The organism is Caballeronia sp. ATUFL_F2_KS9A, from assembly GCF_023630765.1.
Lineage (GTDB): Bacteria > Pseudomonadota > Gammaproteobacteria > Burkholderiales > Burkholderiaceae > Caballeronia > Caballeronia zhejiangensis.
The window spans coordinates 131636-145600 of the sequence record NZ_JALQEK010000022.1; the positions used below are offsets into that span (position 1 = coordinate 131636).

Genomic DNA, 13965 nt, shown 5'->3' on the forward strand with positions numbered 1-13965 from the left:
TCGCCGACAGCTTCGCAGAACCCGACGGGCCGTTATCGCAACGGCCCGTTTTTATTTCTCGTCGCGTTTGGCGAGCTTCAGCGCGCGTTCATACAGCGCATTGCGCGACGCGCCCGTCAATGTCGCCGCGATGCGCGCCGCGCTTTTCACCGACAACTCTTCCAGCAGCGTCGACAGCAGCGCGTCGTGGGCGTCGTCGGCGTCGTGCGCTTCGGGCGCGCCTTCGACGACCAGGACGAATTCCCCGCGTTGACGATTCGCATCGGCTTCGAGCCACGTTGGCCCTTCGGCCAGGGTGCAGCGATGCAGGCTCTCATGTAACTTCGTCAGCTCACGGGCGATCAGCAGTTGCCGTTCGCCGCCGAACGCGTCGCCGAGCGCGCGCACGGTTTCGACGATGCGATGCGGCGCCTCGTAGAACACCAGCGCCATCGGAAGACTTGCGAGTTTCTTCAGCTCCGACGCACGTTGCTTCGCCTTCGTCGGCAGGAAGCCGATGAACGAGAAGCCGCCGACGAACGCGCCCGCCGCGCTCAACGCGGTCGTGAGCGCGCTCGCGCCCGGCAGCGGGATGACCGGCAGGCCGGCCTCGCGCACGGCATCGACGAGACGCGCGCCGGGATCGGAGATACCGGGCGTGCCCGCGTCGGATACGCACGCGATGCGCTCGCCGTTCCTGAGATGCTCGATCACGCGTTCGGCGGCGCTGCGCTCGTTGTGCTCGTGCACGGCGATCGACGGCTTCGAAATGCCATAGCGCGCGAGCAGTTGCGCGGTGTTGCGCGTGTCTTCGGCGGCGATGCGATCCGCGAGTCCGAGCACGTGGAGCGCGCGCACGGTGATGTCCGCCGCGTTGCCGATCGGCGTTGCGACGATATACAGCGCGCCTGTCGGATAGTGCTGCCCAGCGGCGAGTTCGGAGATCTGAAGCATGAGCGCGGGCGTCGAAGGAAAGGTCGTCATTTTGCCATGCGCGATTCGGTGGCCCGCCGACAACTTTTACGGAGGAGCCGTGTCCAAAATGCTCGGCGACGCTTTCGAGTCGCACGCGCTCGCGTTCCTGCAGCGGCAGCGCCTGCGTCTTGTCGCGCGCAACGTGACGTGTCGCGGCGGCGAGATCGATCTCGTGATGCTCGATGAACGCGGCGCGCTCGTGTTCGTCGAAGTCCGCGCGAGAAGAAGCAGGCGTTACGCGAATGCCGTCGCAAGCGTCGATGCGAAGAAGCGCGCGCGCCTCGTACATGCCGCGCAGCATTTCCTGACGACATGGCGCGGCGCGTTGCCTGCGTGCCGTTTCGACGTCGTCGCGTTCGATGCGGGCCGCATCCATTGGCTGCCCGATGCGTTTCGCGCCGACGAGGCGTGACTGCGGTTCATCGCATGATGCATGCGGTAAACTGCGCAACAACCGACGCCTTGAGCGTTCAAGCCACACACCGCGCATGTCGCGGCCGATGATCGAGAGTCGATGTCAGTCGAACGCATTCAACAGCAATTCCGCGACAGCGCGGCACTTCAACTCGAAGCACTCGACGCGCTGGCGGTTCCGATCGCGGCCGCCGTCGATACGCTTTTTGGCGCGCTCGCGAACGGCAACAAGATTCTCGTGTGCGGCAATGGCGGCTCGGCTGCCGATGCGCAGCGCTTCGCCGCGCAACTCATCGGCCGCTTCGAACGCGAGCGTCCGGGCTTGCCGGCGATTGCGCTGACCACGGACACGTCGATAATCACGGCCATCGGCAACGACTATGCGTTCGAGCAGATCTTCTCGAACCAGGTCCGCGCGCTCGGCCAATCGGGCGACGTGTTGCTTGCGATCAGCACGTCGGGCAACTCGGTGAACGTGCTTGCTGCGATTCAGGAAGCGCACGAGCGCGAGATGATCGTGATCGCGTTGTCGGGCAAGGGCGGCGGCGCGATGTCCGACGTGCTCGCCGAAACCGATATTCATATCTGCGTGCCGGCCGAACGAACGGCGCGCATCCAGGAAGTCCATCTGCTGACCATTCATTGTCTGTGCGACGGCATCGATGCGATGCTGCTCGGCGACGACTGAAACTGAAAGGGGGAACGGAGTTGATGAACAAGACACGCGTCAAGGCGACGCTGGCCCAGGCCACGCTGATGGTGGGCATGTTGTCGGGAGTTGCATTGACGTTGCAGGGCTGCGCGCTCGCGGTCGTCGGCGCGGCGGCCGGCGGCACGTTGATCGCCACGGATCGCCGCACGCTCGGCGCGCAGACCGAAGATCGCGAGATTCAGGTGAAGGCGCTTTCGCGGATCAACGAGAACGTGCCCGATACGTCGCATGTCAACGTGACCGTGTTCAACCGGCGCGTGTTGCTGACGGGCGAAGTGCCGGACGACGCTTCGAAGGCGAAGGCCGAGGCGGTGGTGCGCGACATCAATAACGTCGGCAGCATCGTCAACGAGCTGTCGGTGCAGGGCGCGAGTTCGTACTCATCGCGCGCGAACGATTCCTACCTTGAAGGACGCGTGAAGACTGCGATGGTCGGCGAGAAGGACTTGCACGCGAACGACTACAAGGTGGTGTGCGAGCGCAGTGTCGTTTATCTGATGGGGCTCGTCACGCCGGACGAAGGCGCGCATGGCGCGGATGTCGCCGCGCGCGTGCCGGGCGTCGAGCAGGTCGTGAAGGTGTTCCAGTACATCAAGCCTGAAGAGGCGCAAGCGCTGGAAGCGGCGGCCGCGTCGGGGACGAGCGTGGCGCCGGCGGCAAGCGCGCCGGCTGAGGCGACGGTTGGCACGGTGCCTGATTCGGGCGTGACGTCGCGTCCGCTCGATACGCAATCGCCCGCGCCCGTGAAGAACTCGGATGTGCGTCCGGGGAATGCCAATCCGGCTTCGACGGTGAAATGAACATGATGCGTTTGATTGTCGGCGCGGTGATCGTTGCCGCGTCTTTTGGTGTGTCTGCTGCGGAGCAGACGGGTTCATCCGCGAATGCGATGGCGATCGCGCGCAGCAACGCGTGCATGGGTTGTCATGCGATCGATCGCAAGCTTGTGGGGCCGTCGTTTCAACAGGTCGCCGAGAAGTACAAGGGCGATCCGCAGGCGAGCACGATGCTTGAAAAGAAGGTGAAGAACGGCGGCGCGGGGGTGTGGGGCTCGATTCCGATGCCTTCGCACCCGAAGATGAACGACGCGGATATCAAGACGGTCGTGTCTTGGATTCTGGCGGGGGCGCCGCAGAAGTGAGCGTTGATTGAAGTCGTCTGAAGGCTTGCCTGACGGCGATTTTGCTGTGGTACAATTTTGATTCGTTGGGGGGGTAGCTCAGCTGGGAGAGCGTCGCGTTCGCAATGCGAAGGTCGGGAGTTCGATCCTCCTCCTCTCCACCACGAAATTGCTTTAGAAACAACGCACTACGTCTTGCGATGTAGTGCGTTGTTTTGCGTTGTGAAGCAGGTTTTTGCACACTTGGTGTGGCGGATTTGTGGCGATGAAGTGTTGCCCGAGCCGTCGAGCTACATGTGTAAAAAAAATCCGCGTGAATTACCGGGACCGGCATGGACGTAGACGGGAAGCTTGCATGCATTAGCAAACCACCGCCGTCATGTGCGAAGTCGTGCATGGCGCTACAAGGTCCAAGCCATGCAAGCGCTTCTCACCGTCGATCAGCTATCCATCTACCTGCATAAGTCCGTCGCGAGCATTCGGAGTGACGCTTCGCGCAACCCTCAAGCGCTTCCTCCCATATGTCGACTACCCGGTACTAAGCGATTGCTTTGGCGTATAGAAGACGTCGAGCAGTGGCTGCTTGAGCACGTCGCGTCTGAGGTTACGGTCGCAAGTCATGCGGCAGTAGCTTCTCTGAAGCGACGCGGCCGACCTACCAAAGCGGAGCAGATCGCCAGGCAGCGCGGGGGCAAATCCGCTGAGAATGTTCGAGTTGGTGCGGCCAAGCTTTGAAACCGTACTCCAGCAAGAGTCGCGCGATGAAGGCCGGACCACTCGTCGACGCGAATCGAGTCACGGCAGATTTCTTTCCTGCGTATCTACATGACTACGCTTTCAAGTGTGACGCAGCAAGCATGGAATTGCCGATATTCTCACTGTCGACCAAGCCCGATATATCGATCTCGAAATGGGAGAGTCAAGATGGGATGAGACGAATTACGGTCAAGTCGAGCCTGCTCGGGCGCGCCACGCTGCATGACAAGGACGTACTCATCTTCGTCGCTTCCCAGCTCGTCGCGGGCGTAGACCGCGGTCTACCTGAGACGAATACCAGAACGGTACGATTCAGGGCATATGACTATCTAATTGCGACTGGACGTGGCGTGAGCGGTGCAGAGTACAACGCACTTAGATCATCGCTCGAAAGGCTACACGGGACGATTCTAACGACCAACGTCTGTACCGGCGGAATTCGGATCGACGAGGGGTTTAACCTTATCCAGCGCTATACGATGGTAACGAACGAAGAAGGCCCTTCACGATCGGGTTTTGTGGAGGTGGAGCTGTCTACGTGGCTCTACCGCGCCTTATGCGCGTTCGAGGTCTTCACTCTTAACGACGCATATTTTCGATTGAGGAAACCGTTGGAACGGCGTTTATACGAACTGGCGCGCAAGCATTGCGGGCATCAGGCACTAGCGCGGATCGGGCTGGAGCTTCTTCGTCAGAAGGCAGGAAGCAAGGCGACGCTGAAGGAGTTTCGCCGAATGGTGCGTGCCATCGCAAGTGCGGACAAACTTCCCGATTACAAAATTCTCCTCGGCGAGAAAGACATTGTCACTTTCTACACGAGGAATACGGCAAGGCTCTTACAGAGTCTGCCCGGACCGAACCTATCAGCTGGTGCCTAGTTTTCATAACGTGTTTTCACCCACCGCCCTCGAATGGCCAATGCTCGGGCACGTGGTTTCGCACACCAAAACCTGTGGATAGGTACGTGTTTTCGCCCACCGGCCCTACGTGGTATCAACCACCGACAGTTATCGCGACGCTCGGCAGGGCGGGGTTCTCGCGATGGTGGAGCAGGGCGTAACGCGCGCGCGCGGTTTGTTAACTATTAAAACCTTTAACGTGCATTGTCTTATCAATCGGTGGATAACTGCGCCACGTGGATGCACCGCGAGTCGCTCAAGCGATGCGCAGCAACTCCGCACGTGCATCAGCCGAGCAGAGAGATTCTGGATTGCGTGCATATTCGGCGAAGTCTTCAGCGCCGACGGACTTCCTATATTCCAAGTCGTTCTGTAAACGGCGCACCTCTGCAGTGAATAGCTCGTTCGATATGCTTTCGTAGACATTCATCGTGGCGCGGTGAAAATTGAATTTTTCAAGCTGCGTCGCGATCGCTTGATCGTTAAGGCACATCCGGACACATCGATACGCTCCAACACCATCTACTCTGCAAAGCCTACTTATCGCGCCATAAATGCGGTGGAACGCTATCGCTTCAGACAGGAAATTGAGTGTTAGCCCTTGGCCAAACTGTTTATGTAAAAGAAGTGAACACTCGAAATTATCCAGGGATTCTTCAAACGAAAGGCCGGCATCGGCGAATATTTCGAGATCGTCTGGGTTAAAAGCAGAGGCATCGACAGGTCGTTTCGGGTCTGGGAATTCGTACGCATGTACTTCTACGCGACATATCGACCAGAGGGAATCTATCTCGCCCCATAACGCCTCAAAAAGACGTTCTGGGCCGTCAGAAAAGATCCGTCGAGCGTCGGGAAACAAATGCTGGAGGTTCGACAGCGACCGCTCAGACAGTGGTTGGGCACCGCTCACAATCCGATACCACTTCTTCGAATCCTGAGTCTCTGCAACCTGCGTTGCCAGATCGGATACTGATTCCGGGCCCGTCGTTCGCGACCAACCTTCGGTCGACGAATCAAACCATTTCGCGAATTGATTTGCGTTTACTGCTCCGACACGTGCCATCAACTCGTGCATCACCACTATTGTTCGAATGCGCCGTCGTTTCAGTAGCTCTGCTGGAGACGAGATTCCGGTACCGATATCCATTGATTGATCGCAATGTGTCAAAAATTGTTCGTATTTTTACCGCGAATTGTGTGTTTTGAAAAGTCAGAATCGAAGATCCAAAATCTGATCGGAAGACGAAAGTGGATGAAATGAGTCTGTCGGAGAGAATCGCCGCCATGGTTCTGGCGGAACCTGGCCGTTCACCGGGCCCAGCCAATCGTGCAACGTTTCTTTCTGTGCGGAACGAGGTGCAAGTTGCACTTAGCCAAGGCTGGTCGATCTTGGCGATATATAAGTCGCTGAAGGCCGATGGTGTGATCTCCTTTGGTTATCAAGCCTTTCGTCGATACGTGAATGAGTTGGTTCTGCGAAGAACGTGATCAACGATCAAGACAAATTTGCGGAATTGTCGAACAAGCACCGTGTAATTGTCGTTCAGTCGCGAAGAAAGCGTTCAATTTGCGAGCAACGCTGCAATGATCATGGCGTTGATCGGTTTTATCTTGATTTTCTCCACGACTGTCGCTGAAACGTACTGCGAATTTTCCGGGCAAGATAGGTGAAGTAGGCCCACCCGCAAGCGGGCGGACCTTCTTCACTTTTCCTTATTCGCGCTCCGCGCTCAACGGAAATCGTGCTGAGACGAGTGGTCACCTCGTGGTGACGACGGCCCGACCACAGGGCGCATACCGAATGAACGCCAGAATGGATAACGAAGTTAAGGCCACCCGAAAAGGTTCTACGCCAATCAAAGTGTGGTGCTTGCCGGAAGAGAAGGCGAGCATTGAAGAGAACGCGCGTAAGGCAGGAATGAGTGTCTCGATGTACCTGCGTAACGTCGGAATGGGCTACCGCATCAAGGGAGTCATCGATGCAGAGCTAGTGTTAAAGCTCGCCAAAATTAATGGAGATCAAGGGCGGCTTGGTGGCTTGTTAAAGCTGTGGCTGACAAATAGTCAAAAACTCAGCTCGCAGGATCCTGAGCAAATGCGCAGGGTTATTCATGGCGTGCTCGAACGGATTGTTACGATGCAAATAGCAATGCTGGATCTCGTTAAAAAACCGACTGCCCGGTAGCCCCATCTTCGGTCGTCATCCGTCATGCTTTTGGAATGAGTGGATACTAATAACCGCTTCCAATGAAAGCGATCAGCGCCGGCTATTTCGGTCGCCTGAAGTTGTTGCCATTCGCGGACTGCAAAATAAGAGCGCTTGGCTCTTCGGCTCCGACAGTGTCTTCAAAGGACCGTCACGATTTAGCCGCTAAATTTTCAGTCCAGTGCTCCCGCCTGTTCGCCGGGAACGGTCCGGTGTTCCGAATGTACGGTTGCCGTTATCGCCCGAAGCTGGCGCGCTAGGCGAATTTAGCGGCTATATTTCGCTCCTGAACGAGGACATGTCGAGCTTTTGTGACGACGCGGACAGGTGTGGATAATCGCCGACGAAGACCATGCGGCAGATGAGTTCCGTGGTGAATACGTGGTAAGGGAGGAGAAATGAGCGGAGATAGGATAGTTGAGCAGAGCGAGGGCGGATGTACAACGGCGTGGAAGACGTACTACGAGCTGTTTGATGACGAGGTGTTGCACGTCGAAATCCAGGGAGTTGATTTCGAGGTGCTGGTGGTTCGACAGAAGGCTTCGATTCTATTGCGGTTGCCGCGTGAGTTGGCTCGGCAACTCGGGTTCCGCGTGGGGGAGAGGTTTTGGGACGAAGACCCTGACGGTATCGCAGACGGCGCATAGGTCATCTGTCACAAGCGCTGTTGCCAAACGAGGGGCAGGACAGAACGTCTGTTCGGTTTGGATCAACGTATTCCCGACCATCAAGAATGTCTTGATGCTTTTGAACAACGTCACTATGTTTTCCTAAAACGCGGGGGATTGCATGAAGGATGTGACAGATCGTAGGGCGTTGGAGTTGCCAGCGTTCTCGGATCAGACATTGGTAACGCAGCGGGTAGCGTCGGAGCTGCGCGAGGGGGGCCTCTTGACGGCCTTTGCGTTGGTTCGTGTTCCAGGCGGATGGGTGGTTCGCTTCTTTGGAACTGAAGATCGAGCGGTGGCGTTGCGAGCGGTTAAGGATGGTGCCGCTCGGGTGTTTAAGTCGTTGGATGCTGCGGCGTCGGCGGTCGAGGTTGTTGGATTTAAAGTGTCGGCGCTTGGGACCTCGGCGTGATGGGTTGGTCAGGTCGCAAAGCGGCACGTTCGACGCGGAAGCCGCGCCCGTTCGAGCTGGACATTAGAGCCATTCTCCGTGAGCGGCCGTTTGAAGCGGTCTTAGCCGCCGGTCAACCGGCGTATGTGTCGGCTCCGGAAGGGATGGACGGAATTTTGAAGGTGTATCCGGACGGTCGACGGGAGCTGGTGACATTTGACCTGCAAGGCGAGCATTTGATAGCGGTTTTGCCGAGCTATAAGGGACCGCGGCGCTATTCCGGCAAGCCCCGTCTCGGGAGGCCGCCGGAGGCGGCGGACGGAGGTTGACGGCCCGAAAGAAATAAGCTCCTCGGTAGAGGGGGGGTTGAGAACCCCACCCCTCTGCCGAGCGGCGAGTTGGACTGATAAACGAGGGGTGATCGATGGTGGAGCGGGAAAAGCGTAAGCGCGTTCCTCGATTGCTGCGTCCGTCCAGAACGCCAATGACGCTGTAGACGACGCCCGTCGTTCATCTTCGACTCGAATCGGCGTATCGACAAGGAGAAGGACGAGCCCCACAGGAGTTGAGTCTATAGCAACTAACCCCGCCCCCGTACTGTCAACGTAGAGGCGGCCGCACAATTTTTCGCACGGCTTGAATTAACAACATCAAGACGCGGTTGTTTCGGGGCTTTCGACGCTCATGGCGGTCCCGTAAGGCCTTCGAAGCCGTGCGTCGCGGCTTGAGATTGTGCAAGAGGCCTTGAACTTGCGCGCGATGGCATCAACGGCAACGGCGCATGAGGCCGTCAGCTCCCGTTCATTGACAGTACGGGGGCGCGCGGTTTTTCAATCCGGCAGACTAGGACGACGAGTTTGTGCGGAGATGTAATCGAAGCGATGTGACTGTGGACCGTGCGCAAGCGAGGCCGGACATGAACCCGGAACTGGCTGCCGAACTGGCAGAAGATGCGCAACTGAAGACGGCGATACGCGAATTGCGGAAGCTGAGGAAGGACAGCGAACAACTTAATCGTGCGTGGTCGGAAAGGTGGGTGGCTCGTCAAAAGTACGAGCGAGACTACGCATTCATGGTCAAGCAACTCCGGGAACGGGAGGACCGTATCATGGACGAGCTCAGGCCCTATCTCGCAAAGATCGAGGAGCTTGAGAAGCAAGTAAGGAAGCTGGACCGAAAAATTCGAAAGCGACACTGCAACAAAGGTCGTCCTGAAGCGTTATAGGTCTTTCAGAGTCTACAGACCCCCTTGCAGCTCCGCGCTGACATTCCTTGTGCTTGGGTGCTCAAACGTGGCGGAAGCTTGCGACGACAGTCGCGGTTTTGGGGCTAATCCTTCTCTAGCCGAACAGCGCACTGCCCTTAAGCTAATATCACGAACGCACCGCTAATGATTTACGGACGATGCGAAGAAGCTGGCGAACTCGGCAGATTTAGCGGCTAAACTTCATTCAGCCTCGGAGTTGGACCTACTATGAAAGATGACCAATTCAAAGGTCTGCCGGATGATATGGACGAGTGGATTCGTCTTCTGCAGTCCGACGATGGCCGTGCAGCGCGCGAGCATCTTGAAGCAGGAAGGGCGATTTACTACCGCGATGCGGATACCCCTATCGGACTCTGTATTAAGAAATATCCGGATGGGCACCGGGAACTTGTAAGATTTTCCGTGGAGCACGGAGAGAAATTCGTTTCCAGTCTCCCGCCATCCGTTCGGCTCGGTCTTCTGGATGGCAAGCTCGATGTTCGCGATGACTTCAATGACCCGCTGCCGGCTGATCTACTCGACCTATTTGAGAGCGTTGCGAAATCCACAAAAGCAGCTAACGATGCGTTGGATGATGCCCTAGTTCTCATTGATGAGTCGAACGTTCGAATCGAAAGGTTAACGAAGGCCGAATGAATTTGAACGCTGTCTTCGAGCGCCCAAACCCGATGCATCGGAGCGGGGCTGAGGCCCTTAGCTCCGCCCTGACTGTGGGTGGGCGCGTCAACGTGAGCATCTGTTTCAGACACGTTGTCTCTACAGTTCTCTGTTTCGACGCCGGGGTATTGTGCGCACGTCGTGCGCACACGCCGAATGCTCGATGAGCGGTCCACCTATATGTGATAAGGCAGAGGATTTTTAGCGAAGCGCAGACGGCGGACCACGTCCGCATTGGCACGACGTACGGGCCGGCTGTGTTTCGCTAAAAATTCTTTGAGCTAAGCCGCTCCGCTGGCGTTTGCGGCTATGGGCGTTGAACTGAAAGGCCAGCATGCGATGTTCTCGACGACAGGGTTTGTGACGCCCGGGATGAACGGCCTGCGGACCGGTTCAAGGATGGGAGATCCGCACAACGCATGGGATGAACAGACGACGCAGAGTGTGGCAGGCGGCGGTAGGCGACGTCTGGCCGAGCGTGTCCACCGGTGCCTGCGGGACGTGCTGGAACCGATGCTGTAGTCGGGCGGAACGGAATTCATCGGGGACTCGCCGGTGGTGCTCGCGGTAACGCACCAGGTAGCAGAGCATGCGACCGCGCGAACAGACGGGACAGTCGTAGAGCGACCGGCCAGTGAGTTTGGCGTAGCGGTCACGATAGTCGGGTTCGGGCGCGGTGCGGGCTTCGCGGTCCGGCTCAACGTTGAGCAGATGACGGCATGCGGTCAGCCGGGATTCGCGCAGGCGATTGCTCAGCAGCCCATAGTGGCGGATGCGTTGCAGTCCGCGAGGAAGGACGTGTAGCAGGAAGCGCCGGATGAACTCAAGCGGGGGCAACTGCATTACGCGCGGCTTGTCTGGTCTGCGATAGTCCTTCCAGCGAAACGTAACGTGAGCGTCGGTCAGGCCGACGAGGCGGTTGTTGGAGACCGCGACTCGGTGTGTATAGCGGCCGAGATAGTCGAGAACCTGTTGCGGGCCGCCGAATGGCTGCTTGGCATAAACGACCCACTCGACGTGCCGCGGACCCATAAGGTAGCGGGCGAATTGAGCGGGCTCGGACAGATGGGTCAAGGCGGAGAAGAACCTCAGTTCGCCTGTGTCGAAGGCATGCTGCAACCGCTCGAGGAACAGTCGCCGGAACAGACGCGAAAGCACCCGGACGGGCAGGAAGAAACCGGGTTTGCAGGCTACCCAATCTTAATCGCGCCGTCGTCCATGATCTTGCGACCTGTCGCTTCATCGATGAGAAGGTCAGCGTGCTAATCGCCGGTCCTTGCGGAACGGGCAAAAGCCATCTGGCGCAGGCACTGGGCCACTCAGCCGCCCGGCAAGGTCACGATGTCCTGTTCATGACCCAGACCCGGCTTCTCGGCGCGCTACGCAACGCGCAAGCCGTCGGCTCCTACGACCGACGCTTCCAGGCGCTTGCCAAGGTGCCGCTGCTCATCATTGACGACTTTGGACTGAAACCCATGCGCACGCCTGAAGACGAAGACTTCCACGATCTGATTGCCGAGAGGTACGAGCGTACGTCGACCGTCTTAACGAGTAATTTGGATTTTACCGAATGGGGCGACGCGTTCGCGACCAACAAAATGCTCGGTGCCGCAACGCTTGATCGTCTGCGACATGCCGCGTACCGCGTCGTGCTCGACGGCGAGAGCTACCGTGTTCCACGCCCGATGCCCGAAAGCAACAAATCAGCACTTGCGAAAGGAGGTAAAAACAAGGATTCTTGTTCCCCGTTCGAGCCCCGAATCAGGCGCCCTTCGCTGGCGCCATTACGCCGAAAACACCCGGCTCCTTTACGGCGAAAGGCAACACGCCCAGAACGGCAGGTTTATTTCGGCAACCTCCGCCTTGAGTTGGAAACCGCCGTCGGCCGAGGGAACATATATCCGCGAAATCGCATCGGTGAGATTGACCTTGCCCTAGCTGAAGCATTTGCGTGGATGGAGGCACAAGGACTGGTAGTGCCGGCAGAGGGCATGAACGGTAACAACGGTTTCAAGCATCTGAGCCGACGTGCACAGCGTTTCGAGAATCCGCAGGCCTTCGTTGACTACCAGACCGCCCGCCTGCTGCCCAAAGCGCTCCTGCATCCGGCGATCGCGAACGATGTATGGCTGTCGTTCATGCGTGGTGCGTATCCGACTGCCGTGTTCGAGGCGATGCGGGCCGTCGAAATTGCCGTGCGGGATGCCGCACGTTATCCGGCCGCCGAGCATGGCGTGCCGATGATGCGGCAGGCCTTTAGGCCGAACGCCGGGCCTCTGGCTGACCATACGAAGGACGCGGGCGAGCAGGAAGCCCTGGCGGCCCTTTTTGCGGGGGCGATCGGCTCTTACAAGAATCCGCATTCCCACCGTAACGTGCCGATCGACACGCCGCGCGAAGCGGTCGAAATGATTGCGTTGGCCAGTCATTTGCTGGGCATCGTCGATGCGCGGGCGGCCGCCCGACGGGCCGCGCCGTGAGCCAGATCGTCACACATAATGGCATTTCGACGCCCGTACTTGTCATAGCCGCGGGCGAGCGTGCCGGCATACGCTTTCTGGAGTTCTTCGCGTCGGCGATCCGCAATCCGCATACGCGGCGTGCCTATGCGCACGCTGCGGGGGATTTCCTCGCATGGTGTGCAAACGCCGGCGTGAATTCGATCACCGCCGTGCAACCGTTGCATGTTGCGGCCTGGATTGAGCTGCAAACGCAGACGCACTCAGCGCCGACCGTCAAGCAGCGCCTCGCGGCGATCCGGAATGCCGGTTGGCGGCCGTTGGCGACCTCACCCGATCGGCCAGGAAGAGACCTCCGCCACTCATGTCGTGCGGACGCTCGAGAGGTCTCTTCATCCTGGAAGCGGTCACTCGATCGCCGGGAGCCAGCGTCGCTAGGACGGAGGATTCCACTCCCGATCAGACGTCGGTGGTTAGCATGCTTACCGTAACACCGTCACGCTGTATTGAGTCGTTGGCCCTACGATCAAGAGATCGCTTCGAATACCAATCCGTAAGCTCTCTCGACAGGCCCTGTACGCGCGCTGTGTCAATCGAATCGACTGAGTACGTTCTCTGTACAAGTTCCAAAAGGTCTAAGGTAGCCGCTTCCACGGTGACGATCGCATTCGAAACTCCTCGTCGGTCACGGCGTTCGGGTAATGTGACCCTCCTAGGGGGCCGTTGATCCTGGTAATCTAGACGCGACGTAGAGACCACCATTCGCGAATGGAGCTCTTCGGCTGCGTCATCGCGTAGTATTTCCATAAGGTCGTCGTTTATCGTTCGAGTCGAACCATTTCTCAGTCGCGCAGCCCGTGCGATAGCGTCCGCATTTCTAAAGAGGCCAAGGTTTTGACACAAACCATGCAAATGTGCCGCGATAACCTCTAACTCCGCCGTGTTAGTGTCTTTATTAGAAACTGCCTCCTCGGAATTCCATGCGCGAATCTGCAGACGCCGCGTTGTGTCTCGAGATGCATTCGGCGAGACCCGTGTTGCGATAACGAGATGGCGCGAGATGTGGACTGGAGTCGTTGCGTTACTTTTGGGGGCTACCAACGAGACTTTCGCATTGCGCACTTGATCGGACCAAGGACGCAGTGCGGTCGTCATTGAGCTTAAAGATCGGTCGATGCCTTTGGCTTCGACCAACGCCCAATTAAAGCTACCACCTGAGATCGCTGGGCGCAGTGCAACATAGTCAGGCAGCAAGTTCGATGTGTTTTTCGGATCAGCTGCGATACGTAAGCGGCTCGGAGGATAGCTAGGATGCCAGCCATGGGTTGTCACCGGCACAACCTTATTTGGGTAAAAGGCGCTCACGGGTGCGATCCATTGATACCTCTCTTCGTCAAGAATCTTTCTGGCCGAAGCGACGCCTAGCATCCATGATACGAAACCTTTCCACTGTCGCTCACAA

At 58.1% G+C, this 13965-nt stretch carries 12 protein-coding genes, 1 tRNA gene and 3 pseudogenes; 13 read left to right on the forward strand and 3 right to left on the reverse strand.

The features are described 5' to 3' along the window. Positions 1-51: 51 nt before the first annotated feature. The gene (gene rsmI / locus NCS67_RS13350; protein ID WP_175979689.1) at positions 52-933 is read right to left on the reverse strand and encodes a 16S rRNA (cytidine(1402)-2'-O)-methyltransferase; all 882 of its coding nucleotides are present in this window, start codon (positions 931-933) and stop codon (positions 52-54) included. On the opposite strand from rsmI, the gene NCS67_RS13355 reads away from it, so the two are divergent. The 6 genes from NCS67_RS13355 (at position 932) to NCS67_RS13380 (ending at position 4834) form a co-directional block, all read left to right on the forward strand. Beyond that, positions 932-1366 carry a YraN family protein gene (locus NCS67_RS13355; RefSeq protein ID WP_250435386.1) on the forward strand — a complete coding sequence of 145 codons (435 nt, stop codon included), beginning with the start codon at positions 932-934 and terminating at the stop codon, positions 1364-1366. The genes rsmI and NCS67_RS13355 overlap by 2 nt on opposite strands. A 102-nt stretch (positions 1367-1468) precedes the next feature. Further along, complete coding sequence (locus NCS67_RS13360) at positions 1469-2056, forward strand: phosphoheptose isomerase (RefSeq protein ID WP_250435387.1); 588 nt, start codon at positions 1469-1471, stop codon at positions 2054-2056. Between the two features lie 23 nt (positions 2057-2079). Continuing rightward, a complete protein-coding gene (locus tag NCS67_RS13365; protein WP_008352287.1) occupies positions 2080-2880 on the forward strand; it encodes a BON domain-containing protein in 801 nt (266 codons plus the stop codon). After that, a complete protein-coding gene (locus tag NCS67_RS13370; protein ID WP_175979692.1) occupies positions 2877-3221 on the forward strand; it encodes a c-type cytochrome in 345 nt (114 codons plus the stop codon). Before NCS67_RS13365 ends, NCS67_RS13370 begins: the two co-directional genes overlap by 4 nt. A gap of 67 nt (positions 3222-3288) precedes the next feature. Next, a tRNA-Ala gene (locus NCS67_RS13375) sits at positions 3289-3364 on the forward strand. A 693-nt stretch (positions 3365-4057) separates the two neighbouring features. After that, positions 4058-4834 (forward strand): replication initiator protein A, encoded by a 777-nt coding sequence (locus NCS67_RS13380; protein ID WP_250435388.1) that lies wholly within the window; start codon positions 4058-4060, stop codon positions 4832-4834. A gap of 277 nt (positions 4835-5111) precedes the next feature. Here NCS67_RS13380 and NCS67_RS13385 read toward each other — a convergent pair whose 3' ends face one another. Next, complete coding sequence (locus tag NCS67_RS13385) at positions 5112-6002, reverse strand: hypothetical protein (RefSeq protein ID WP_250435389.1); 891 nt, start codon at positions 6000-6002, stop codon at positions 5112-5114. 110 nt (positions 6003-6112) lie between these two features. On the opposite strand from NCS67_RS13385, the gene NCS67_RS32015 reads away from it, so the two are divergent. From NCS67_RS32015 to NCS67_RS13405, 4 genes are all read left to right on the forward strand, one after another. Next, positions 6113-6343, forward strand: a complete 231-nt coding sequence (locus NCS67_RS32015) for a TraK family protein (RefSeq protein ID WP_206539448.1) — start codon at positions 6113-6115, stop codon at positions 6341-6343. 313 nt (positions 6344-6656) lie between these two features. Then, complete coding sequence (traJ, locus tag NCS67_RS13395; RefSeq protein ID WP_502801056.1) at positions 6657-7040, forward strand: conjugal transfer transcriptional regulator TraJ; 384 nt, start codon at positions 6657-6659, stop codon at positions 7038-7040. A gap of 1996 nt (positions 7041-9036) precedes the next feature. Further along, positions 9037-9345 carry a hypothetical protein gene (locus tag NCS67_RS13400; RefSeq protein WP_250435390.1) on the forward strand — a complete coding sequence of 103 codons (309 nt, stop codon included), beginning with the start codon at positions 9037-9039 and terminating at the stop codon, positions 9343-9345. Positions 9346-9594: 249 nt separating this feature from the next. Further along, on the forward strand, positions 9595-10023 hold the full coding sequence (locus tag NCS67_RS13405; RefSeq protein ID WP_250435391.1) for a hypothetical protein: 429 nt from the start codon (positions 9595-9597) through the stop codon (positions 10021-10023). Between the two features lie 559 nt (positions 10024-10582). Here the strand turns inward: NCS67_RS13405 and NCS67_RS13410 are convergent. Beyond that, positions 10583-11241: pseudogene (locus NCS67_RS13410) on the reverse strand (IS91 family transposase); the annotation flags it as partial. Here NCS67_RS13410 and NCS67_RS13415 point away from each other — a divergent pair. From NCS67_RS13415 to NCS67_RS13425, 3 genes and pseudogenes are all read left to right on the forward strand, one after another. Next, a pseudogene (locus tag NCS67_RS13415) lies at positions 11232-11777 on the forward strand (ATP-binding protein); the annotation flags it as partial. The pseudogenes NCS67_RS13410 and NCS67_RS13415 overlap by 10 nt on opposite strands. 258 nt (positions 11778-12035) lie before the next feature. Beyond that, positions 12036-12524, forward strand: coding sequence for a TIGR02391 family protein (locus NCS67_RS13420; RefSeq protein ID WP_284504087.1), 489 nt, complete (start codon positions 12036-12038; stop codon positions 12522-12524). Then, a pseudogene (locus NCS67_RS13425) lies at positions 12521-12808 on the forward strand (site-specific integrase); the annotation flags it as partial. The gene NCS67_RS13420 and the pseudogene NCS67_RS13425, both read left to right, overlap by 4 nt. Positions 12809-13965: the final 1157 nt, after the last annotated feature.